The following is a 23,488-nucleotide window of genomic DNA, read 5'->3' on the forward strand; positions in this document are numbered from 1 at the left end:
GGTCCTCAGAGGGAGCGCTCGATCGCCTGCCCCAGCAACTCCACGCCGAGATCGATCTCCTGCTCGCTCACGGTCAGCGGCGGTGCAATGCGAAACACGCCGCCCATGCCCGGCAACTGCACGATGTTCATGCTGAGCCCGAGCTTCATGCACTCGCGCGTGATTTTCGCGCCAAGGCCGTCGGCGGGCTCCTTCGTGCGGCGGTCCTTGACGATCTCGAGGCCGAGCAGCAGCCCGCGCCCCCGAATGTCGCCGATGCATTCGAAGCGCTCCATCAGATCCAGCAGCCCGCGCCTCAAACGGCCGCCCATGATATTTGCGCGCGCAACGAGTCCGTCGCGCGCCACGACGTCCAGCACCCGCAGGCCGACCGCAGCAGGAAGCGGATCGGACACATGCGTCGTGTAGAACAGGAAGCCCCGTTCGTGCGCGGCTTCCTCGATCTGCGCGGACGTGACCACGGCCGCGAGCGGCAATCCGGCGCCGAGTGTTTTCGATAGCGTGAGAATGTCGGGCGTCACGCCGTCGTGCTCGCACGCGAACATCGTACCGGTGCGCCCGACGCCCGTTTGCGCCTCGTCCAGAATCAGCAGCATGCCGCGCTCTTCGCATTTGCGCTTGAGCGCGGCCATATAGCCGGGCGGCAGTTCGATGATGCCGCCCGAACTCAGGATCGGCTCCGCGATGAAGGCCGCAAGATTGCCGCTCGACTGGCGGTCGATGAGATCGAACGCGTAGTCGAGTTCCGCGAGGTAATCGTATTGCCCGTTGCGCTCGAAGCGCGGCCGGTACGTGAACGGCGCGGGAATCGCATAGGAGCCCACCGCTGCGGGGCCGACGCCCTTGCGCCCTGCGCTATAGGTGGCCGAAGCCGCGCCGCCCGTCATGCCGTGCCACGACTGCGCAAAGCCCACGATTTCGAATTTGCCCGTGACGAGCTTCGCCATGCGGATGGCGGCCTCGTTCGACTCCGCGCCGGTGCTCAGCAGCAGCGCCCGGTCGAGCCCGGCGGGCGTGACGTCGGCGAGACGCGTGGCCAGTTCGACCACGGGCCGCGAGAGCATGCCGCTGAACAGGTGGTCCAGCTTGCCCGCGTATTCGTTGACGACCGAGACGATTTCCGGGTGGCTGTGACCGAGCACCGCGCTCATCTGTCCCGAAGTGAAGTCGAGAATCGGCCGGTCGTCCGCGTCGTAGACGAAGCTGCCCTGGGCGCGCTCGATGATCATCGGCTCGAACGTGCCGCCATAGCGGATCAGATGCTGTCTCGCGTTGCGCCAAAACTGTTCGTCGTCGTTCCTGGACACGGGCTTCTCCTCGTCGGGTAGCGGGTTTTGCGGGTTTTCCTTGCAGTCTAGGCGGCGCTCTGGTTTTATTGAATCGAATAGTTCTTATGCAAGCTAGAAGAGGGTCTAATATCGTGAGCCGACCGCTGGAAATCGATCTGCTGCGTTCGTTCTCGGTTATCGCCGAGGTGCGCTCGATAAGCCGCGCGGCCGAACGCGTGGGCCGCACCCAGTCGGCGCTGAGTCAGCAGATCAAGCGGCTCGAGGAGATCGTCGATCAGCCGTTGCTTCAGCGCACCGGCCGCGGCGTTGCGCTGACGAGCCCCGGCGAGCGCCTGCTGGTGCACGCCCAGCGCATTCTGCGCCTGCACGACGAGGCCATGGCCGACCTGTGCGGCACGGGCTTGTCGGGCACCCTGCGCTTCGGCTGCCCGGACGACTATGCGGCCGTATTTCTGCCCTCCTTGCTGCGCCGGTTTTCGGGCCAGCATCCAAATGCGCTCGTGGAAGTCGTATGCGTTCCCACGCCGCGCCTTCTCGAACAGCTCGACAAGCGTGCGGTCGATCTCGCCCTGGTATCGCTGCCTTTGACCGCCATCGGGTCCGCCAACGCAAGCGGCCCGCACGACGAGATCATTCGCCGCGAGCAGCTGGTCTGGATCGGCTCGCCCGGACTCGATTCCGCCCATGTCGATCCGCTGCCGCTCGCGCTCTCCGATCCGGACACCCTCGATCACATCGCAGCCTGTGAAGCGTTGGAGAGGATGGGCCGCGCCTACCGCGTCGCGTATGCGAGCAGCAGCCTCGCCGGTCTCACCGCGCTCGTGCGTTCGGGCCAGGCCTTCGCCGTCATGACACAAACGGCCGTTCCGGCGGATCTGGCGATTCTCAATGGCGATCCCGCGCTGCCGCCCTTGCCGGCCGTGGGCATTACGATCAAGTTCGGACGCAAGCGGCCGTCGCTCCTCACGGCGGCGTTCGCCGAGCACATTCGGCTCACGCTGCCGCTGTTGTGAGCGCACCGCCGCGAGGCACCGCCGCCCCACGCCGCCCCTTCGTTATGCGAACATCGCAGCTTCGCTCGCGGACGCCATCCCCATGTCGAAAATCCGGAAAACACTCGCCACGCTGCTGGGCATCGCACTCGCCGCGGGGAGCGCCGCCGCACAACCGGCGCAGAAGCCGCCGGGGCCGGCCATGATGGTCCATTTCGACTACTACCCGAAAGACCGCCCGCAGATTCATGCGCTCGAACAGCGGCTGGCTGGCGCCATCAAGCGCGCCGATGCCGGCGAACTCGGCGAAACCGAAATTCACATCGACGGCAACGACGGCTATCTCTACATGTATGGGCCCGACCCGGACCGGCTGTATCGCGTCACGAGCCCGATTCTGAAGTCATCCAGATTGACCGCGCACTCCGAAGTCACGAAGTGGTACGGGGCTCGCAGGGAAACGTTCGTGATTCGCTGAGGCGCGGGCCTCAAAGCTTGGGATGACATTCGAAGCGGATGACGGAGGCCTGCTGCTGCAGCGCCTCGATGCCTTCGGTGTGCTCCATGCCGAGACTCGTCTGCATGCCGCGGCTCTCGCAGTAGTCGTTCGCTTCGCTCACCGCGCGCTTGTGGGCGCGGGCCCACGCGAGTCGGCCGCCCGTTGCGGAAGCCGAAACGACGAACGTGCCCGACTTGTCCGCCGTGGTGACGTCGCTGGCCGACGCGCAACCCGCCAGCACCGTGCACGCGGCGACCAGCGATACGGCGACCCTGGGCCAAGACCGGCTTGCCACGTCCGCAAGTCTGGCCGTCCCCTTGAAAATCTGCTGCATGAATCCCTCTCATGATCGAGCGTCGCAATACGCTCACATATGACAGTGGATTTTAGGGGTGCCCTATCGAAAGTCTATGCCCATAGATTGAATTCACTGTTACGGCGAGAAATACAATCGCGATCGCTTTCCGGCCCGATGAACGCGACGAGTGGCCCGCGTCAAGCCGGCACGCCCTCGATGGCGCGCCCTGAACGTCCCCACGCCACCACGACGCCGAGACCGAGCACCGCGAGGCACACGATCGGCACGATCATCGGACCGAATGCGGTACCCGTGAGCTTGCCCGCCAGCGGCATGAGGTTCTGGCCGAAGAAGCCGCCGAGATTGCCGATCGAGTTGATCGCCGCCACGCTTGCGGCAGCCCGCGCGCCGGTGAAGTAGCGCGGCGGCATCGACCAGAAGCACGGGTACAGCAGCGGAATGCACGCGCCGCCGAACACGAGCGCGATGAAGCGCAGCGGTGTGGAAGGCAGCAGGAGACTCAGCAGGAAACCCAGCGTGCCTAGCGCCGCGACGATCGCCATCGCGCGCAGAATGCTTTTCGCGCGGCGCAGCTTCGATGGCAGCCACAGCAGCAGCAGCACTGCCAGCGCCCACGGCAGCATGCTCAACAGCCCGTTCACGCTGCTCGACACGCCAAACGACTTCACGAGCGTGGGCAGCCAGTAGGTCACGCCGTAGAGCGACGTCGACATCAGCATATAGGTTGCCGCGAACAGCATCACGCGCGGATCGAGCAGCGCCTTCCAGGGCTGCGAGTGTTCGGCGTGCTCGGGCTTCTCCCGCTCGTGCGCGGCCGCCACGATCTGCTTTTCGCGATCGTGCAGAAAGCGCGCTTCCTGGTACGACGCCGGCAGCAGCCTGAACACGGCGATGCCGACCAGCACGGCGGGCAGGCCCGTGGCGATGAACACCCACTGCCAGCCGGCGAGGCCCCATACGCCATTGAGACTCAGCAGCCAGCCGCCCACGAGCGAGCCCAGCATATTGGCGAGCGCGCTGCCCAGCGTGAAGATGCCGAGCACACGCGCACGATAGCTTTGCGGAAACCACAGCGTGAGGTAGTAGATCACGCCGGGATAGAAGCCGGCTTCGGCGACGCCCAGCGCGAGGCGCAGGCCGCAGAACACCTGCATCGAGGTGGTGAAGCCCATCAGCACCGTGATCACGCCCCAGGTGAGCATGATGCGCGCGAGCCACACGCGCGCGCCGAAGCGGTGCAGCGCGAGCGTGCTGGGCACTTCGAACAGCAGATAGCCGATAAAGAACAGCGACGACGCAAGGCCGAACGCCGTTTCGGTCATGTTGAGGCTGTGCACCATCTGCAGCTTCGCGAAGCCGACGTTTTGGCGGTCGATGAACGAAATCAGAAACATCACGACGAGGATCGGCATGAGGCGGCGCGCGATCTTCGACATGACATCCCGCTCTTCGACGGATGGTTGATCGACGGTTGAGTCTGTATTCACTCTGTTCTCCTACGTTTATTTGTGTCTATGCGTATGTCTAGGACGGACGGAAATCCCCGAGCATCGCCACGAACATGTCGTTCCATGTGCGCGGCTTCGCCTTGATCGTGCCCACCATGTACAGAAAATCCACGTACTCCATCAACTGCTCGGGCCAGACCGAAAAGCGCGACTCCGGCGCGCAGAGCGTCTGCACCACGTGCTCGCGCGACGCGCCGAAGCCCGACGAATCGACATAGATCTGCGCCGCGGCCGCCTTGTCCTGCGAAATCATCCGGTTCGCCTCGTCGAGCGCGTGAAGGAACGCCTTTGCCAGCGCAGGCTCGGTATCGACGAGGCGCTTGGGCGCGAACACCACGTCGAGCGTGAGCGGCCCGAGCACGTCGACCGAATTGACCACGCGGTGGATGCCAGGCTGCTGCAATTCGAGCGTCGAAAATGGCGGCGACGCGAAATGCGCGGTGATGCCGCCCTCGCGTCGGATCAGCGACTGCATGGCCTGCGGATGCGGCAAGCCGACGGTGATCGAATCGAGCTGCGCGAAGTGCTGCGGCCCTAGCAGCTTGCTCGCCACCATCTGCAGCACCACGGCCGAAAGCGAGGTGCGAATACCGGGCACCGCAATGCGGTCGGCGGCCGTGAAGTCGCGCAGCGTCGCAATCTGCGGCCGGTTCGTGTTGAGCGAGAGCGCCGTGGCCGAAAGGCCGCTGATGCCGATCACCTCGACGTTCGGTATGCCGCGCGCCCGCGCCCACAGTTCGATGAAGCCGGGCGCACCCACGGCGGCGAAGTCGAGCGTGCCGGCCATCATGGCGTCGTCGACCGAATTGCCGCCGTCGAGCCTCACCCACTCCACGCTCACGTCCGCGAGCCCCTGGCGGGCCGCATGGCGCTCGAACAGGCGCGCCTTTTCCATCACGAGCAGCGGCAGATACAGCAGGCCATAGCCCTTGGAAATGCGCACCGTGCGCGGTGTGGCCCGGACCCAGGCAGGCGCGAGCCCCGCGGCAACGGCAGCCGCGCCAAGCCCGGCCGCAACGAGCGCGCGCCGACGCGGTGAAGGCCGCGGCGACTTCACGCGCATCTTGCCGTCTCCGTTGGTTCGTGTCGTAATCACGTCGCGCTATCTTCCATGGTTCGCGAGATTACCGGGCGAGTCTGAGAAAATGCTGAGAAACACACACAGTAGACCTCGGGGAAAACCCGCAATCGCACCCATGAAGATTTCGGCAGGAACGGCATCATGCGCATTCTGGTGGTAGAGGACGACGCGGAAATCGGCGCGGCGGTCCGCAGCCGCCTCACGCGCCTCGGTCACGCGGTGGACCTCGAAGCGAACGGCGCGACGGCGAACAGCCTGCTCGGCGTGGAGCGTTTCGATCTGGTCGTGCTCGACGTGATGCTTCCCGCCATGGACGGCTTCGAGATTCTGCGCCATCTGCGTGCGTCGGGCTCGACCACGCCGGTGCTGCTGCTCACCGCACGCTCGGCCATCGACGACCGCGTGAGCGGCCTCGGCCTCGGCGCCGACGACTACCTCGTCAAACCGTTCGACTACCGCGAACTCGAAGCGCGCGTGCAGGCGCTCCTGCGCCGCAACAGCGGGCACGCGAACGATGTGGTGAAGCTGGGCGGTCTCGCCATCGACCGCAGCAGCCGGCTTGCCGAACTCGACGGCAAACCGCTTTCGCTTTCGCGCCAGGAGTTCGCGCTGCTCGAAATCCTCGCCAGCCGTCCGCAACGCATCTTCCCGAAAGAAGAACTGCTGAATCAGTTGTTCAGCTACGGCAACGAGCCGAGCGCGAACGCCGTCGAACAATACGTCACGCGCGTGCGCAAGAAGCTGCAGGGCAGTTCGGTCGAAATCCGCACGGCGCGCGGCATGGGATATCAAATTGCCGCGCTTTGACTGGTTCCCGAAAACGCTGCTCGGGCGCACGCTGCTCTTCATCGCGCTCGTCGTGGCGTCGGGCGCGGCGGCGCTCGCGGGCATCGCGCGCTATTACGCGGGCGTCGCGTCCGAGCGCGCCTACGATCAGCTGCTTGCGGGCGCAACCATCCAGGTCGCCGAAAACCTCTACGTGCAGGGCGGCGTGCTCGCGCTCAATCCGCCGGTGGCCGCGCTCTCCACGCTCTCGCGCTATGACGTCGTCTACTACAAAGTGGTCGACGCGCGCGGCCTCGTCGTCGCGGGCTATGGCGATCTTCCCGGTCCGGCCGATACGAAGAGCGCGATGAACGCGCACCAGGGTCCGACATTCGCGAACGCCCGCTACCAGGGAGAGCGAGTGCGCACGGCGACCATCGGGCGCTACATGCCGGACGCGCGGCCGCCCGGCTGGGCCCTCGTCACGGTCGCGCAGACCACCCATGCCCGCCAGCAACTCACGAACGACATGAGCCTCAAGGTCTGGACGCTCATTTTGCTGATGAGCGTGCTCGCCATCGGCGCGAGCGGCCTTGCGATCCGGCGCGGCTTGCGTCCGCTTGCGCAGATCGAGCAGATCATCGCCGCGCGCGACCCGGCCGACCTGCGGCCCGTGGCGCACGACACGCCGAGCGAAATCAACGCGCTGATCGGCGCCATCAACGGGCTGATCGGCCGGCTCGCCGAACGCATGACGGCCATGCAGCGCTTTATCGCCGACGCCGCGCACCAGATGCGCACGCCGATCGCGCGGCTCGACGCGCAGATCGAATTGCTCAGCACCGAGTCCGATCCCGCGCGCCATGCCGCGCGGCTCGAAGCGTTGCGCGCAACCTGCTCGGACGTGGGCCGGCTCACCGGCCAGTTGCTCAATCACGCGATGGTGATTCATCGCACGGAAGTGGTCCCGTTGCAGCGCCTGGACCTCGCGAAGCTCGCCAGAGAAGTGTTGGGCCGCACCATTCCGCTCGCCGACGAACGCGACGTGAAAGTGGCATTCGAAAGCAGCGCGCCGCAGGTCTGGATCGCGGGCGACCCCGTGAGCCTGCAGGAAGCGCTGTCGAACGTGCTGCACAACGCGCTGCTGCACGGCAAGGCGGACGATATCGTCGTCATCGTGAGCACCTCGCCGGCGGCCGTCACGCTAACCGTGACCGACAACGGTCAAGGCATCGCACGCGAACACTGGGACGCCGCGTTGCGTCCGTTCGAGCGCATCGGCCAGGAAGGCGCGGAGCGCGCGACGGGCTCGGGCCTCGGGCTCGCCATCGTGCAGGCGGTGATGAAGGCACACGGCGGGCGCGTGAACTTTGCGTTTCCCGCCGGCGGCGGCTTTGCCGTGGAGCTGACGTTTCCTCCCGTAGAAGGCGAGACGCCGTCCGTGACGCCACTGTGAACGCCTCGCGAAAGCGTTGGCGCGCGAGTTCGTCGCCGCACGCGGTGTATCAGTGCGCGGATGGATGCGCCCGCGCATACATGCGCAATGCGAACCAGCATACTCCAGCCCCAAGACCACCCACCACGCCGCCGAAACTGCCGAGCCACGACACGCCGAAGCCATTGGCAATATGGTTGCCGAGCAGCGCGCCCGCGCCGATCCCCACGTTATAGAGGCCGGAATAGATCGAGACCGCGAGGTCCGCGGCCTCGGGCGCGAGCTTGAGCACCCATGCCTGCATGGCAAGGCCGAAGGAAACGATCGCGCCGCCCCACACCAGCGTGTGAACGGACAACGTGATGATGCTCAGCACGGCGGGAAACTGCACGAGCAGGCACGCACACACGGCGATCACAGCCACCTGGAGGAACTGAGCCGGATCGCGCGGATAAAGCCGGTTAAAGAAGATGGCCGCGGGAATACCGGCACTGCCGAACAGAATCAGGATATAGGTGATGCGTTGACTGCTTTCGTGGCCCACGGAGTGAATGAAGGGCTCGATATACGTGTACGACGTGAAGTGCGCGGTCACGACGAGTATCGTGAGCAGATACAGCGAGGCCAGCATCGGCTTTCTGAACAGCACGGGCACGCTGCTGAACGAGCCCGTTTGCTGGCTCGGCAGCAAGGGCAGCATCACGCGCAGCATGAGTAGCGCAAACGCCGCCGCGCCCGCAATGACGAAGAAGGTCTGCCGCCAGCCGAGCGTCTCGCCGATCACGCGCCCAAGCGGAATGCCCGCCACCATGGCGATCGAGGTTCCCATGCCGAGCATGGCGAGCGCCCGGCTCTTGTTGCCGGGCGGCGCGAGCCTCACCACCAGCGAGACGGAAATCGACCAGAAGATGGCGTGTGCAAAGGCAATACCGATTCGGCCCACCATCAGCACCGTGAAGTTCCACGCTACGCCGGTCACGATGTGGCTGACGACGAAGAGCGCGAATATCCAGGTCAGCAGCTTGCGGCGTTCGACGTTGCGTGTCAGCAGCATCAAGGGCAGCGACGCCACGGCCACCGTCCACGCGTAGATCGTCAGCATGAGGCCGACGTCGGTCGGCTTCATGTGCAGGCTGTCCCCAATGGCGCTGAGCAACGCAACCGGCACGAATTCGGTCGTGTTGAAAATGAAGGCCGAAAGCGCCAGGACGAGCACGCCCCACCAGGATTGGCCGGAAGCGACCGGTTCAGGCGTCGACATACGAGTCAGGCGAGAGTCGATAAAGGGCGATTATCGCGTATCGCCGTTCGACGCAGTTTCAAACGGTGCAGCGCGTCGGTGCGGTGGACGACGGAAGACGACTAGACCAGACTGGCCAACCCGCCAGGAAGCCCGATTGCCGCGCCAACGACACGCATGTGATCGTTGCCGGCACCAGCGAGGCGCGCGCAACTTCACGTCATCGCGCATAGGTTCTCTCTATACTGGCCCACGTGTCCTCCCTGCCTCGTTGCATGACGCGCAGGCACCGGCACGTTCCACCCGCATTGCCCATCCCTGGACGCCGCCACGAACCGCCGCGCGAAGCGCGACCGCGCGCCAATGCGTCGGCGTCTGCCTGCTTTGTGATGCTGTAAAAGAAACTGGAGAGTTTCCATGAGCACCTTCACCACCCGCGATGGCACGTCGATCTATTACAAGGATTGGGGCAGCGGCAAGCCCGTCGTGTTCTCCCACGGCTGGCCGCTTACCGCCGACGCCTGGGACGCTCAAATGCTCTTTCTGGTGCAAAACGGCTTTCGCACGATCGCGCACGACCGCCGCGGCCACGGCCGCTCCGATCAGCCCGCCAAGGGCAACGACATGGACACCTGGGCCGACGATCTGGCCGACCTGCTCGACAAGCTCGATGTGCAGGACGCCACGCTCGTTGGCCATTCCACGGGCGGCGGCGAAGTCGCGCGCTACATCGGCCGCCACGGCACGAAGCGCGTCTCGGGCGCGGTGCTGATCGGCGCGGTGCCGCCCATCATGATCAAGAGCGAGAAGAATCCGGGCGGTCTGCCCAAGGAGGTGTTCGACGGCATCCGCAAGGGCGTGATCGACGACCGCTCACAGTTCTTCAGGGACCTGGCCGTGCCGTTCTACGGCTACAACCGCAGCGGCGCGAAGGTCTCGCAGGGCGTGATCGACTCGTTCTGGCAGCAGGGCATGTGGGGCGGCATCCTCGCGCTGCATGACTGCGTGCATGAGTTCTCCGAGGTCGACTACACGGAAGATCTCAAGAAGATCGACGTGCCCACGCTGATCCTGCACGGCGACGACGACCAGATCGTGCCGATAGACGACGCGGGCAAGCTTTCCGCGAAGATCGTCAAGGACGCGACGCTCAAGATTTACCCGGGCGGCCCGCACGGCATGTGTACGACGATGGCCGGGCAGGTCAACGCCGACCTGCTCGCGTTCCTGAACCGCAAGTAACGTCGCGGCGCGCGGCGTGCCCGTTCAACGCGAGCACGCCGTGATTGCCTCGACGTATTGCGCCTGCCACGCCGGGTCTTGCGCGAACGCCGCGAGATCCGCGTGCAGATCGTTGGCGTAGGCCGTTATGCACGCGCGGTTGTTCGCCTGGACGGCGCGCGGCATCGCGAGAATCGCCGCCACCACGCCACCCACTGCCAGCGCGGCGATCGTCACGCCGATTGCCCAACGCCAGGCTTCTTCCCCTGTCCCTTTTAGCGCCGCTTCGCTCATCGCTCTTCTCCTTATTGATTAGCAAGACAATCATTCGAGGTTTAAAAAAGGCGCGAACGCATTACGCAAGTCCCTTGCGTATCTTGCGCATGCCGGCGACCGTGGACTCGAAGAGGTCCGGGCCGACTTGCGCACGCAGGCGCCGCGCCACGTCGGCGCTCGCGCCGTTGATCGGGCCGTCGAGCGCCGTGCCGCCCGCCGTGGGAAAGAGTCCCCATTCGCGGCCATCGGCCTCGCCCTGGCGGCGCTCGAGCAAGTCCTTCTCGCACAGGTTGTCGACGAGGCGCGTCGCAGTGGGCCGCGCGATGCCGAGCGTTTGTGCGACATCGCTCGCGAGGCACCCGGGCTTCGCCAGCACGACGCGCAGCACGAAGCCTTGCGCGGGTGTGAGGCCGAACGGCGCATAAGCGGCACTCCACTCGCGCTCGACCAACCGCGCGAGCGCCGACGAATTGAAGTAAAGGCAGTGATCGAACATGGCAGCAATGAAACCACGAATTGATTAGCAAGGCAACCGTTTTCAGAGACTTCGGCGAGGCCCGCAGGACAAAATTCTTATATAAGACTCCCCGATTCACTTCTCTTTTCACAAGGGTCTTTACCAGCTTGACAGTCAATCAAGGGTACGATCCACAAAACCGGAGAGCCATCTCCGAATCGTCGGTCTCACCTTGCAAAGCCTTATAGAACGGGGCTCCGGCACGGAAACGTTTTCGGCGCAGGGCCAGCCGATCAAGGCAAACGCGCCGACTTTCTGGTCAATTAACATTGCGCAAGCGCTTTCCACGATATGAAATATAGGCACGCCAGGTCCCCAGCCCGCTGCAAATTGAGGCAAAATCCAGGTGTTTCGCCGACTGCGCGCAGCCGGTGGTGTTATCACCCCGTTTTTGAACCCCGCCAAGAAGCCGATGAGTACCCAGCAACCCACCATCATCTATACCCTGACCGATGAAGCGCCGCTGCTCGCCACCAGCGCGTTTCTGCCGATCATCCGCACCTTCGCTGCGCCGGCCGGCGTGAACGTCGAGACCAGCGATATCTCCGTTGCGGGCCGTATCCTCGGCGAGTTCCCGGAATTCCTCACGGAAGAACAGCGCGTGCCGGACAATCTGGCCGAACTGGGCCGTCTCACGCAGTTGCCGGAAACGAACATCATCAAGCTGCCGAACATCAGCGCATCGGTGCCGCAGCTCGTCGCCGCGATCAAGGAACTCCAGGGCAAGGGCTACAAGGTCCCCGACTTCCCCGAAGATCCGAAGACCGACGAAGAAAAGGCTATCCAGAAGCGCTATTCGAAGTGCCTCGGCTCGGCTGTGAACCCGGTGCTGCGCGAAGGCAACTCGGACCGCCGCGCACCGCTCGCGGTCAAGAACTACGCGAAGAAGCACCCGCACAGCATGGGCGAGTGGAGCATGGCTTCGCGCACCCACGTCGCGCACATGAAGCACGGCGACTTCTACCACGGCGAAAAGTCGATCACGAACGACAAGGACCGCGAAGTCCGCATGGAGCTCGTGACGAAGGCCGGCGAAACCATCGTGCTCAAGCCGAAGGTCAAGCTGCAAGCCGGCGAAATCGTCGACAGCATGTTCATGAGCAAGAAGCACCTGCTGGCCTTCTACGAAGACCAGATGGAAGACGCGCGCAAGACCGGCGTCATGCTCTCGCTGCACGTGAAGGCGACCATGATGAAGGTTTCGCACCCCATCGTGTTCGGCCACGCCGTGCGCGTGTTCTACAAGGACGCGTTCGCCAAGCACGCCAAGCTCTTCGAAGAACTCGGCGTGAACGTGAACAACGGCCTCGTCGATCTCTACACGAAGATCGAAAAGCTGCCGGAATCGCAGCGCGAAGAAGTCATCCGCGACATGCACGCATGCCACGAGCACCGTCCGGCGCTCGCCATGGTCGACTCGGCCAAGGGCATCTCGAACCTGCACGCACCGAACGACGTGATCGTCGACGCTTCGATGCCCGCGATGATCCGCGCAGGCGGCAAGATGTGGGGCGCCGACGGCCGCCCGGCCGACACGAAGTGTCTGATTCCGGAAAGCACGTTCGCGCGCATCTACCAGGAAATCATCAACTTCTGCAAGACCAACGGCGCATTCGACCCGCGCACGATGGGCACGGTGCCGAACGTCGGCCTGATGGCGCAGAAGGCTGAAGAGTACGGTTCGCACGACAAGACGTTCGAAATCCCGCAGGACGGCACGGCGCGCATCGTCGACAACGCCACGGGCGAAGTGCTCGAAGCGCTCACGCAGCCCGTCGAGCAAGGCGACATCTGGCGTATGTGCCTCGTGAAGGACGAGCCGATCCGCGACTGGGTCAAGCTTGCCGTCACGCGCGCGAAGAACTCGAACACGCCGGCCGTGTTCTGGCTCGACCCGTACCGTCCGCACGAAAACGAAGTGATCAAGAAGGTCGAAACGTACCTGAAGGATTACGATCTGACCGGCCTCGACATCCAGATCATGTCGCAAGTCCGCGCGATGCGTTACACGCTCGAGCGCGTGATCCGCGGCCTGGACACGATCTCGGTCACGGGCAACATCCTGCGCGACTACCTCACCGACCTGTTCCCGATCATGGAACTGGGCACCTCGGCGAAGATGCTCTCGATCGTTCCGCTGATGGCGGGCGGCGGCATGTACGAAACGGGCGCCGGCGGCTCGGCTCCGAAGCACGTGCAGCAGCTGGTTCAGGAAGACCACCTGCGCTGGGACTCGCTCGGCGAATTCCTTGCGCTGGCCGTTTCGCTGGAAGACCTCGGCATCAAGACGAACAACGCGCGTGCCAAGCTGCTCGCGAAGACGCTCGACGCCGCCACCGGCAAGCTGCTCGACAACAACAAGGGCCCGTCGCCGAAGACCGGCGAGCTGGACAACCGCGGCAGCCAGTTCTATCTCTCGATGTACTGGGCGCAAGAGCTGGCCGCACAGAAGGATGACGCGGAACTCGCGGCACACTTCGCGCCGCTGGCGAAGGCATTGGCCGAGAACGAGCAGAAGATCGTGGGCGAGCTGGCCGCGGTTCAGGGCAAGCCGGTCGATATCGGCGGCTACTACAAGCCTGACTTCGCGAAGCTCGCTGAAGTCATGCGCCCGAGCGCGACGTTCAACGCCGTACTCGCAGCCGCTGCGAAGTAAGGGATGGACCCCGCCCCCCGTGCATTGCGCGGGGGACGTGCCACCAAACGAATCGAGCCTCCCACACTACTGTGGGAGGCTCGATTTTTTTTGCCCGGTTGATTGTGACGGCCGATATCAGGCGGCGAGTTTCTGCTCGACTGGCCGATCGTCCCGCGTCGGATCGCTCTCTCCGAGAGCAGGGCCCGGCTCCAGGTCGCAACGATCGGTTGCCAGAGCCACAGCAAGATCCAGCAGTTGCTTGTTCGAATCTGGTTGACCCAGATGCGGCGGCATGACCTCTTCAATCAGGCCAGCATCCATCGCCCGAGGGATCTGCGCGAGTAAATCTGCAATCAGCGTCTGTCGCCTGCGGAATGCAGCACGCCGGTTCGACGGAACCTCGCTGACGTCGCGGTGATGCAGGCGAAGCGGCAGTACATATCGCCCATTGCGTTCGACGCCACCCAATTCCTGCCAGAAGCCATCATAGTCCGCGTGTATCTGAGCCCGCCTGGAGTCGGTAACGTGCGTCTTCTTCGTCACGCCAGTCAGCACGTCCACCCCTGCCATCCTGGACAATTCGCAGACAGCCTCCATGACAGCAGCCTTGGGCCGCAATCCATGGCATTCGCGCGTGGCCTCACGCACCCGCTCCCTGGCCGCGCCGGAAGGTCCTTGCAGGCCGCCGATAAGCGCCCCGATTTTCCCCGCTTCGGCGTGCCACTCGAAACTGATTGTCGCCCACGCAAGATCGACGCGATCGACCACGTCGCGCCAGGCGACGCTCAGCAACCCTTCGCGCCAACAACGTACCGGCTCGCTCACGACGATGGCGTACCTTCCGCTCGACGCCAAGGTCACGTCTTCCGAATTCAGGTAGAGGCTGCGCACCAGATCGTCGCCGAAGCGTTCCCGTACGACCCGAAAATGTCCGCACAGTAGCTCGGCACGCGCGCAGGCACGCATGTCCGCCTGGACGAAGCGGCGAAAGGGGCGTTCAAGATAGCGACGATTACGGACGACAATCTCGGCAAGCAGGGAGTTTGCCGCCAGCGCACTCAACCAGACGCGAGCTGCAAACGGATGAAGCAGTGCGTACATGAGCACGCGCCCCTTCCGGAACAGGGCATCGGGACGTCTCCCAGGAATAGCCCTGGACAAGAGTTGGAAAAACTCGGGAATCGGTGTCATTGACCGCGATCCGTTTTCGTGAATGGCTCAAACGCGGAGGCAACCGATGCAGCCGTGACGGCGTTGCGATTTGCGCCCGATGATGATCCGAATGCTGGAGGGTGGAATGTGCTGCGCAGATACATCGCAGTCCTTAGAAAAAATTGCCTCACTCACCGATCTTCGATACACGGGACGTCACGGAACAGTAACAGTCATTCGACGACCGGTACGAACGTTCTTGCGAGGATTCGACCAGCCGTCGAGGTCATGAAACATATCACAGTATTACGAAGCGTTACAGAATTTTTCAAACGAGGGCACGATCGGTAAGTTCTCCGTAAACGTTATGAAAACTTCAGGCAAACGTACGGTCCAGTCCCGGGCTTGACCGAACCTCGGCGCCCTGGCCCTTTCCCGCGAATCCGTGATGCGCCAGCCAAAAAAAACCGCTCCGGGGAGCGGCTTTACTGATCTGCCGATCGACGGGCGCGAAGCCCGTTGCAATCTCAATCATCCAGCAGCGAAAGATCGCGCACGGCGCCCTTGTCTGCCGACATCACGAGCTTGGCGTAGGCCTTCAGCGCCGCCGACACCTTGCGCGGACGCGCCTTCGCCGGCTTCCAGCCCTTGGCGTTCTGCTCTTCGCGGCGGCGCGCGAGTTCGTCGTCCGAGACCAGCACGTTGATCGTGCGGTTCGGAATGTCGATGCGGATCTTGTCGCCGTCGCGCACGAGGCCGATCGCGCCGCCTGCCGCCGCTTCCGGCGAGCAATGGCCGATCGAGAGGCCCGAAGTGCCGCCCGAGAAGCGGCCGTCGGTCAGCAGTGCGCACGCCTTGCCGAGGCCCTTCGACTTGATGTAGCTCGTCGGGTAGAGCATTTCCTGCATGCCGGGGCCGCCCTTCGGCCCTTCATAGCGCACGATCACCACGTCGCCGGCCTTGACCTTGTCGGCGAGGATGTTTTCCACCGCTTCGTCCTGCGATTCGGTCACGTGAGCCGTGCCTTCGAACACGAGGATGCTGTCGTCCACGCCCGCGGTCTTCACCACGCAGCCGTCGAGCGCGATGTTGCCGGTCAGCACGGCGAGGCCGCCTTCCTTCGAGAACGCGTGCTCGTACGAGCGGATGCAGCCTTCGGCGCGGTCCGAGTCGAGGCTCGGCCAGCGCGTGTTCTGGCTGAATGCGACCTGCGACGGAACGCCGGCCGGGCCAGCCATGTAGAACGTCTTGACCGCCTCGTCCTGGGTGCGCGTGATATCCCATTGCGCGAGCGCGTCGCCGAGCGTCGGCGTGTGCACGGTCGGCACGTCGGTGTGCAGCTTGCCGGCGCGCTCGAGTTCGCCCAGGATCGCCATGATGCCGCCGGCGCGGTGCACGTCTTCGATGTGGTACTTATTCGTGTTCGGCGCGACCTTGCAGAGCTGCGGCACGACGCGCGAAAGGCGGTCGATGTCGGCCATGCCGAACTCGATGCCCGCTTCCTGCGCAATCGCCAGCAGGTGGAGGATGGTGTTGGTCGAGCCGCCCATGGCGATGTCGAGCGTCATGGCGTTTTCGAACGCCTTGAAGCCCACCGAGCGCGGCAGCACGCGCTCGTCTTCCTGCTCGTAGTACTGGTGCGCGAGTTCGACGATGCGGCGGCCGGCGCGCTTGAAGAGCTGTTCGCGGTCCGCGTGCGTGGCGACCACGGTGCCGTTGCCCGGCAGCGAGAGGCCCAGCGCCTCGGTCAGGCAGTTCATCGAGTTGGCCGTGAACATGCCCGAGCACGAACCGCAGGTCGGGCAGGCGGAGCGCTCGACTTCGGCCACTTCGGCGTCGGAGTATTTGGTGTCGGCCGCGATCACCATGGCGTCGATCAGGTCGAGCTTCTTGACTTCGATGGCCTTCGTGACCGGGTTCGCGAGGCGCGTCTTGCCCGCTTCCATCGGACCGCCCGAGACGAAGATCACGGGGATGTTCAGGCGCATGGCGGCCATGAGCATGCCCGGGGTGATCTTGTCGCAGTTCGAGATGCAGACCATGGCGTCGGCGCAGTGCGCGTTGACCATGTATTCGACCGAATCCGCGATGATGTCGCGGCTCGGCAGCGAATACAGCATGCCGTCGTGGCCCATGGCGATACCGTCATCGACGGCGATCGTGTTGAATTCCTTGGCCACGCCGCCCGCGGCTTCGATTTCGCGCGCAACGAGCTGGCCGAGGTCTTTCAGGTGCACGTGGCCGGGAACGAACTGGGTGAACGAGTTGACGACCGCGATGATCGGCTTGGCAAAGTCCTCGTCTTTCATGCCGGTGGCGCGCCAGAGGGAGCGCGCACCTGCCATGTTGCGGCCGGCGGTGGAGGTTTTGGAACGGTATGCGGGCATTGTGGCTGTAGAAGAAAAATCGCAGAAAGGAAGCGGGCCACGGGATTGAGGGCCCCACGCACGCCCTTGCGAACAACCTCTTGAGCTGCGCTCTGGGCAGAACTCGTCATTATCCCACAGGGATGGGCGCCCCGCTGGATCGGCCGGCGGCGGTCGCGGGGTGCAGCTGGTACGCCCGAAGGCACCCCCAAGGCGTCGGCCGTTTTCTCAGGGTTGCCGAACCTTGCCGAATCCACCCGCCTGCACCACTATTCTTCGTCAAACCCGCGTGACGGAGAGAGCCCATGTCCCTGCAGAACATCAAGCACGTCGTTGTCGTGATGTTCGAGAACCGATCGTTCGACACAATGCTTGGCGGCTTGTACACGAACGGCAGCAGCCCCACCCATTTCCTGCCCGCGGCCAGCGCGGAACGGCCATTCGATGGGCTCACGATGGGCCTGAGCAACCCGACGAAGGCCGGCGGCACCATCGCCGCCACCATGCCGGCCTCGACGGCCACGCTGCCCGACCCCGATCCGCAGGAAACGTTCGCGAACGTGCGCGTGCAACTGCTCGGCAACGCGGCAGGCGCGACGCCCATGTCGGGCTTCGTGCAAGACTACGAAACGACCGCGACGACGGACGCGAGCCAGGTCATGCAGTGCCACAGCCCGGATCAGCTGAAGGTGCTCTCGACGCTCGCGCGCGAATACGCCGTCTGCGACGCCTGGTTCGCTCCCGTGCCGAGCCAGACCTGGCCGAACCGCGCCTTCGCCCACGCGGGCACGTCGAACGGCCACGTCGACAACGGTGCGCCGCCCGACCCGTTCGACTGGCAAGTGCGCACCATCTTCAACGTGCTGGGCGACATGGGCACGAGCTGGGCCGTGTATAGCGCCGCCCTCGTCGCGCCGTCGCTCACGCTCACCATGTTCCCAACGTTATGGGATGCGAAATATAAGGCCAACTTCCAGCGCTTCAGCAACTTCGTCTCCGACTGCGAGAACAACACGCTGCCGCAGTATTCGTTCATCGAGCCGCGCTTTCTGCTCGACCCCAACGACCAGCACCCGCCACACGACGTCTATGCGGGCGAGAGCTTTCTCTACGACATCTGGCACGCGTTGAGCACGTCGCCCGCATGGCCCGAAACGCTGCTGGTGATCACCTACGACGAGCACGGGGGCACCTACGACCACGTGCTGCCGCCCGCCAACGCCGTAGCGCCCGATGCCGCGAGCAATCCCGGCGACCAGAACTTCGCCTTCGACAGCTTCGGCGTACGCGTGCCGGCGGTCGTGGTGTCGCCGTATATCGCACCGGGCACCGTGTTCCGCTCACCGGGCGCCACACCCTACGACCACACGTCGATTCTCGCCACACTGCGCGACTGGCTCGGCATCGCGCCCGCCGACATGCTCGCGAGCCAGCGCGTGGCCGCCGCGCCCACGCTCGCTCCGCTGCTCACGCTGGACGCGCCGCGCACCGACCTGCCGGCCATCGCCGCGCCGCCCGCTTCCGGGTTCATCGCCACCAATCTCGCCCGCCCGCTCAACGACCTGCAAAAGAGTCTCGTGAGCGGCACGGCGCGGCGCTCTGGGCTCGACCCGGCAGCCACGCTCGGGACCATGTCGACGCGCCAGCACGCCGTGGACTTCTTCCACAACCTGCTTTCGTCCGACCAACCCTGAGCCGACGAGGAAACCCAAAGCCGCCTCAGGCTTCGCCCAGGCCTTCCTGTGAAATCGACGCGAGCAGCACGTCCGAAAACGCGTTGGCGGCGAGCGTGCTCGATGCCCGCCGCCGCTTGAGCAGCGCGACGGTGCGCTGTGGCAACGCCGGCGTGACCGGCAGCGTGACGAGCCCGCGATGCTCGCGCAGCACCGCCGAAGGCAGCAGCGTGGCGAGCGTGCAGCGCCGGTCCGAAGCCGCGCCGCGCCCCTTCAATAGACGTCGCGCAGGTAACGCTTGTCCCGCCCGAGTGCACTGACGTAGTCGTGCGCGGCCTCCGCGCTCATGCCGCCATGGTCCGCCACTACCTCCCTGAGCGCCGTATCCACGTCCTTCGCCATGCGGCTCGCATCGCCGCACACGTAGAGGTGCGCCCCTTCCTGCAGCCATCCCCATAGCTGCGCGCCCTGCTCGCGCATGCGGTCCTGCACATAGACCTTCTCGCTCTGGTCGCGCGAAAACGCGAGGTCGAGCCGGTCGAGGTGGCCGTCCTTGCGCATTTGCTCGAGTTCGTCGCGGTAGTAGAAGTCGGTGGCTGCGTGCTGCTCGCCGAAGAAGAGCCAGTTGCGGCCCGTGTCGCCGCGCGCCTGCCGCTCGTGCAGGAAGGCGCGGAAGGGAGCGACGCCCGTGCCGGGGCCGACCATGATCATCGGCGCGTCGCCGTTGCGCGGCGGCCGGAAATGCGTGCTCTTCTGCACGAACACCGGGACGCTGCCCTCCTGCGCGCGGTCCGCGAGGAAGGTCGAGGCCACGCCCTTGCGCTCGCGGCGGCCGTTGTTGTAGCGCACGGCCGAAACGGTCAGATGCACTTCGCCGGCATGGGCTTTCGGGCTCGACGAAATCGAATAGAGCCGCGGCTGCAGGCGCTTGAGCATGCCGAGCAGTTCGGGCGCGCTCATGTCGACGGGATATTCGTGGAGCACGTCGGCGAGCTGCTGGCCCCACAGCCAGTTGCGCAGATCGCCCTTGCGTGAATCGTCGAGCATCTCGGCGAGGCCCCGCGAGCGCGTGCGCGCCGCAATGAACGCGAGCGCATCGGGGCTCGGGCGCGCGATCTCGTAGTACTTGCCGAGCGCCTCGCCGAGGCGCATCTCGCCGTGGCCGCTCACGGCGACCGGCGTGTCGGCGGCGAGGCGCGTGAGGTCCAGCAACTCGTCGACGAGCGCGGGACAGTTGGTGGGCCACACGCCGAGCGCGTCGCCCGCTTCGTAGTCGAGGCCCGCCTCGCCCGTTGCGAGCGAGAAGTAGCGCGTGTCCTTCGTCGCGCCCTTCATGTTCAGGCGCACGTTCTTCAGCAGCTTCGAGGCGGCCGGGCGTGCCTTCGTCGCCGCACAGCCTGGCAGCACCTCGGGAATCGAACCGTCGGCGGGCACCGCGTGCAGCGCCGCGTCCTCCTGCTTGATGCGCACGACAATGCGCTCGAGCCAGGCGTCGGCGGCGCTCTGGTATTCGCTGTCGCAATCCACGCGCTCCATGAGACGCGTGGCGCCCAGCGCCTCGAGGCGCGCGTCGAGCTTGCGCCCGTGGCCGCAGAACGCGTCGTAGTTGCGGTCGCCGAAGGCGAGCACGGAAAAGCGCAGCGAGCCGAGGCGCGGCGCGTTGTCCGCCGCGAGCGCACTCCAGAAGGCCGCACCGTTGTCGGGCGCGTCGCCGTCGCCGAACGTGCTCGTCATCAGGAGGACGTATTGCACCTTGGCGAGGCTCCCGAGCGGGTAATCGGCCATGCAGGCCGTGCGAATCTCGAAGCCCGATTCCATCAGCTGCGTCGCGTATTGCTCGACGAGCGATTCGACGTTGCCCGTCTGCGAGGCCCACAGCAGCACGACCTTGGGGCGCGTATGGGCGATGCGCACGCCATGCGGCTTTTCTTCCGGTGCACCCGGCACGGCGAGCGCAGCCGTGCGCGCGACAGGCTCGCCGCGGCTGAAGAGGCCCGCCAGCAGTCCGTCCAGCCACACGCGTGTGTCGGCGGGAAACGGCGCGTGCGCGGGCAGCATGGGCACGCCAACGGGCTCGGCCGCCCGCAACGCGCGCAGGCCGCCGACAAAGCCCGCGAGATACTGGCGTTGCGCGTCGTCCAGCTGCGGCGCAGCGACGTCGTCGAGACCGAGTAGCGTCGAAAAGGCATCGATACGGGACATGTCGAGTTCCTGAGACGGGTTGGCGGTTTTCGGCGCGCTGGCGTCGAACGCGCCCGACGCAACGGCGGCATCGGTGCCATCCGGTACGCGCGCGGTCTCGCGCGGCGCGGATGGCGGGCCGACGCGCGAGAGCGCGACCGCGCAGAATTTCAGTTCGGGCTGCTGGGAAATCGGGTCGATCGCGTCGCTCGTGACCGCGTTCACGCAAAGCTCCTCGCCATACACGTCGTTCCAGTGCATCGGCGCGAAGCAGTTGCCGGGACGCACACGCTCGGTCACCACGGCGGGCAACACCACGCGGCCGCGGCGCGAGCGCACTTCCACGCGGTCCTTCGCGGCAATGCCGAGCGCGGCGGCATCCTCGGGATGAATCTCGACGAACGGGCCCGGGTTGAGCTTGTTGAGCATCGGCACCTTGCCGGTCTTCGTCATGGTGTGCCACTGGTGCTGCAGGCGACCCGTGTTGAATACGACCGGGAACGTGCCATCGGGCAGTTCGGCAGGCGCAACATGCGGACGCGCGAAGAACACGCCCTTGCCGTGCGGCGTGGCGAATGCGATGTGGGGACGCGTGCCGTCGGCGTTTTCCTTGAGCGTCTGGCTCACGCCGTCGTTCACATAGCGCAGCGGGTTGCGATCGCTCGCGGTATCCGGCGCGATGGGCCATTGCAGCGGCGTTTCGCGCAATTTCGCGTAGCTCGCGCCGCGCAGGTCGTAGCCCGTCTTCGGGTTCGCGAAGCGCGTGATTTCGTCGAACACCTCGGCGGCGCTCGCGTAGCTGAACGCCTGCGCAAATCCCATCGCGCAGGCCACGCGCGCGATGATCTGCCAGTCGGGCAGCGCCTCGCCCGGCGGCTCGACGGCCTGCTGCATGAGCGTCATGTTGCGCTCGGAGTTGATCATCACGCCCTCGGCCTCGGCCCAGAGCGCGCCGGGCAACAGCACGTCGGCGTACTGATTCGTTTCGGTGTCCAGAAAAGCGTCCTGGGCGATCACCAGTTCGGCAGCCCTCAGGCCCGCCACCACCGTTTGGCGGTTCGCAACGCTCGCCACCGGGTTCGTGCAGATGATCCAGCACGCCTTGATCTCGCCCGCGGCCATGCGCGAAAACATGTCGACGGTGCCGCCACCCACTTTCACGGGCAGCGTGCCGGGCGCCACGCCCCACGCCGCTTCGACGAACGCGCGGTCTTCTTGCGCGAGCACCGTGCGCTGACCGGGCAAGCCGGGTCCCATGTAGCCCATCTCGCGCCCGCCCATGGCGTTGGGCTGTCCCGTGAGCGAGAACGGACCGCTGCCGGGGCGGCAAATTTTGCCCGTCGCGAGATGCAGGTTGCAGATCGCGTTGGTGCTCCATGTGCCGTGCGTGCTCTGGTTCAGGCCCATGGTCCAGCAGCTCATCCACTCGGGCGCCTCGCCAATCATCTGCGCAGCGCGGCGAATGTCGTCGACGGCGAGACCCGTGATTTCGGCGACCTTTTCCGGCGTGTAGTCGTCGAGGAACGCGGGCATCGCGTCCCATCCTTCGGTGTGCTGTGCAATGAAGTCCGCATCGGTGTGGCCGTTCCTGTGCAGCAGGTGCAGCAGGCCATTGAGCAGCGCGAGATCGGTGCCCGGCGCGATCTGCAGGAACAGCGACGCCTTCTCGGCGGTCGCCGTGCGGCGCGGGTCCACGACGATGAGCTTCGCGCCCGCCTTCACGCGCTCCATCATGCGCAGGAACAGGATCGGATGACAGTCCGCCATGTTCGCGCCGATCACGAAGAAGAGGTCGGCGCGGTCGAAGTCCTGATAGGAACCCGGCGGCCCGTCCGCGCCGAGCGAGAGCTTGTAGCCGCTGCCCGCGCTCGCCATGCACAGGCGCGAGTTCGACTCGATATTGTTGGTGCGCACGAAGCCTTTGGCGAGCTTGTTCACGAGGTACTGCGCCTCGATCGACATCTGCCCGGAAACGTAGAACGAGAGCGCGTCGGGGCCGTGCGCATCAAGCGTCGAGCGCAGCCGGCGCGCCGTATCGGCGATCGCCTGCGCGAGCGGCAGCGGCACCGGGTCCTCGTCGCGGGCGTGGCGCACGAAGGCACGCTCGAGGCGCCCCGACTTGCGCAGCGCCACGTGCGCCGACGAACCCTTCGTGCAGAGGCGGCCGAAGTTGGTCGGATGCTCGGCGTCGCCAGAAATCTTCGCGACCTGGCCGTCCTCGACGTGCAGGACCATCCCGCAGCCTACGCCGCAGTACGGGCAAACGCTCTTTACGCTCTCGCTGCTCATGCGGTCGATCGATATCAGCTTGAAACGGATTCGGGGCGCACGGCGCA

The 23,488-nt window shown here is 65.2% G+C and carries 18 protein-coding genes; 7 read left to right on the forward strand and 11 right to left on the reverse strand.

The window, feature by feature from the left end; all coding sequences use genetic code 11:
• Window positions 1–5: 5 nt before the first annotated feature.
• Window positions 6–1,307, reverse strand: coding sequence for an aspartate aminotransferase family protein (locus BFD71_RS23790; RefSeq protein ID WP_069266773.1), 1,302 nt, complete (start codon window positions 1,305–1,307; stop codon window positions 6–8).
• Window positions 1,308–1,393: 86 nt separating this feature from the next.
• Between BFD71_RS23790 and BFD71_RS23795 the strand changes: the two genes are divergently transcribed.
• Window positions 1,394–2,302 carry a LysR family transcriptional regulator gene (locus tag BFD71_RS23795; protein ID WP_176732947.1) on the forward strand — a complete coding sequence of 303 codons (909 nt, stop codon included), beginning with the start codon at window positions 1,394–1,396 and terminating at the stop codon, window positions 2,300–2,302.
• A gap of 82 nt (window positions 2,303–2,384) precedes the next feature.
• A complete protein-coding gene (locus BFD71_RS23800) occupies window positions 2,385–2,759 on the forward strand; it encodes a hypothetical protein (RefSeq protein ID WP_256094896.1) in 375 nt (124 codons plus the stop codon).
• A 10-nt stretch (window positions 2,760–2,769) separates the two neighbouring features.
• Here BFD71_RS23800 and BFD71_RS23805 read toward each other — a convergent pair whose 3' ends face one another.
• The 3 genes from BFD71_RS23805 to BFD71_RS23815 all read right to left on the reverse strand — a co-directional run bounded on the left by BFD71_RS23805 (window position 2,770) and on the right by BFD71_RS23815 (window position 5,670).
• Window positions 2,770–3,114, reverse strand: coding sequence for a hypothetical protein (locus BFD71_RS23805; protein ID WP_069266775.1), 345 nt, complete (start codon window positions 3,112–3,114; stop codon window positions 2,770–2,772).
• A 161-nt stretch (window positions 3,115–3,275) separates the two neighbouring features.
• The gene (locus BFD71_RS23810) at window positions 3,276–4,535 is read right to left on the reverse strand and encodes an MFS transporter (protein ID WP_368729387.1); all 1,260 of its coding nucleotides are present in this window, start codon (window positions 4,533–4,535) and stop codon (window positions 3,276–3,278) included.
• Window positions 4,536–4,623: 88 nt separating this feature from the next.
• A complete protein-coding gene (locus BFD71_RS23815) occupies window positions 4,624–5,670 on the reverse strand; it encodes an ABC transporter substrate-binding protein (RefSeq protein ID WP_069266777.1) in 1,047 nt (348 codons plus the stop codon).
• 159 nt (window positions 5,671–5,829) lie between these two features.
• Between BFD71_RS23815 and BFD71_RS23820 the strand changes: the two genes are divergently transcribed.
• Both BFD71_RS23820 and BFD71_RS23825 read left to right on the forward strand, forming a co-directional pair.
• Window positions 5,830–6,495, forward strand: coding sequence for a response regulator transcription factor (locus BFD71_RS23820; protein WP_069266778.1), 666 nt, complete (start codon window positions 5,830–5,832; stop codon window positions 6,493–6,495).
• Window positions 6,482–7,909 (forward strand): sensor histidine kinase, encoded by a 1,428-nt coding sequence (locus BFD71_RS23825; RefSeq protein WP_069266779.1) that lies wholly within the window; start codon window positions 6,482–6,484, stop codon window positions 7,907–7,909. The genes BFD71_RS23820 and BFD71_RS23825 overlap by 14 nt, the downstream gene beginning before the upstream one ends.
• Window positions 7,910–7,958: 49 nt before the next feature.
• Here the strand turns inward: BFD71_RS23825 and BFD71_RS23830 are convergent, their stop codons facing one another.
• Window positions 7,959–9,149 (reverse strand): sugar transporter, encoded by a 1,191-nt coding sequence (locus BFD71_RS23830; protein ID WP_069266780.1) that lies wholly within the window; start codon window positions 9,147–9,149, stop codon window positions 7,959–7,961.
• A 396-nt stretch (window positions 9,150–9,545) separates the two neighbouring features.
• Between BFD71_RS23830 and BFD71_RS23835 the strand changes: the two genes are divergently transcribed.
• Complete coding sequence (locus tag BFD71_RS23835; protein ID WP_069266781.1) at window positions 9,546–10,370, forward strand: alpha/beta fold hydrolase; 825 nt, start codon at window positions 9,546–9,548, stop codon at window positions 10,368–10,370.
• Window positions 10,371–10,394: 24 nt separating this feature from the next.
• Here BFD71_RS23835 and BFD71_RS23840 read toward each other — a convergent pair whose 3' ends face one another.
• Both BFD71_RS23840 and BFD71_RS23845 read right to left on the reverse strand, forming a co-directional pair.
• Window positions 10,395–10,643 carry a hypothetical protein gene (locus BFD71_RS23840; RefSeq protein ID WP_069266782.1) on the reverse strand — a complete coding sequence of 83 codons (249 nt, stop codon included), beginning with the start codon at window positions 10,641–10,643 and terminating at the stop codon, window positions 10,395–10,397.
• 61 nt (window positions 10,644–10,704) lie between these two features.
• Window positions 10,705–11,121: a MarR family winged helix-turn-helix transcriptional regulator gene (locus tag BFD71_RS23845; RefSeq protein WP_069266783.1), complete on the reverse strand. Its 417-nt coding sequence runs from the start codon at window positions 11,119–11,121 to the stop codon at window positions 10,705–10,707.
• A 433-nt stretch (window positions 11,122–11,554) separates the two neighbouring features.
• Between BFD71_RS23845 and BFD71_RS23850 the strand changes: the two genes are divergently transcribed.
• A complete protein-coding gene (locus BFD71_RS23850; RefSeq protein ID WP_069266784.1) occupies window positions 11,555–13,798 on the forward strand; it encodes an NADP-dependent isocitrate dehydrogenase in 2,244 nt (747 codons plus the stop codon).
• A gap of 117 nt (window positions 13,799–13,915) precedes the next feature.
• On the opposite strand, the gene BFD71_RS23855 is transcribed toward BFD71_RS23850, so the two are convergent.
• Together BFD71_RS23855 and ilvD are read right to left on the reverse strand one after the other, a co-directional pair.
• Window positions 13,916–14,971: a VirK/YbjX family protein gene (locus tag BFD71_RS23855; RefSeq protein WP_069266785.1), complete on the reverse strand. Its 1,056-nt coding sequence runs from the start codon at window positions 14,969–14,971 to the stop codon at window positions 13,916–13,918.
• A gap of 488 nt (window positions 14,972–15,459) precedes the next feature.
• Window positions 15,460–17,319 (reverse strand): dihydroxy-acid dehydratase, encoded by a 1,860-nt coding sequence (gene ilvD, locus BFD71_RS23860; protein WP_069266786.1) that lies wholly within the window; start codon window positions 17,317–17,319, stop codon window positions 15,460–15,462.
• A 284-nt stretch (window positions 17,320–17,603) separates the two neighbouring features.
• Between ilvD and BFD71_RS23865 the strand changes: the two genes are divergently transcribed.
• Window positions 17,604–18,992: an alkaline phosphatase family protein gene (locus BFD71_RS23865; RefSeq protein ID WP_069266787.1), complete on the forward strand. Its 1,389-nt coding sequence runs from the start codon at window positions 17,604–17,606 to the stop codon at window positions 18,990–18,992.
• A gap of 25 nt (window positions 18,993–19,017) precedes the next feature.
• Here BFD71_RS23865 and BFD71_RS23870 read toward each other — a convergent pair whose 3' ends face one another.
• Together BFD71_RS23870 and BFD71_RS23875 are read right to left on the reverse strand one after the other, a co-directional pair.
• Window positions 19,018–19,248 (reverse strand): hypothetical protein, encoded by a 231-nt coding sequence (locus BFD71_RS23870; protein ID WP_069266788.1) that lies wholly within the window; start codon window positions 19,246–19,248, stop codon window positions 19,018–19,020.
• Window positions 19,245–23,441, reverse strand: a complete 4,197-nt coding sequence (locus BFD71_RS23875) for a bifunctional nitrate reductase/sulfite reductase flavoprotein subunit alpha (protein ID WP_069266888.1) — start codon at window positions 23,439–23,441, stop codon at window positions 19,245–19,247. The genes BFD71_RS23870 and BFD71_RS23875 overlap by 4 nt, the downstream gene beginning before the upstream one ends.
• Between the last annotated feature and the right edge of the window lie 47 nt (window positions 23,442–23,488).

Source organism: Paraburkholderia nodosa (assembly GCF_001718195.1).
In the GTDB taxonomy this organism is placed as follows: domain Bacteria; phylum Pseudomonadota; class Gammaproteobacteria; order Burkholderiales; family Burkholderiaceae; genus Paraburkholderia; species Paraburkholderia nodosa_A.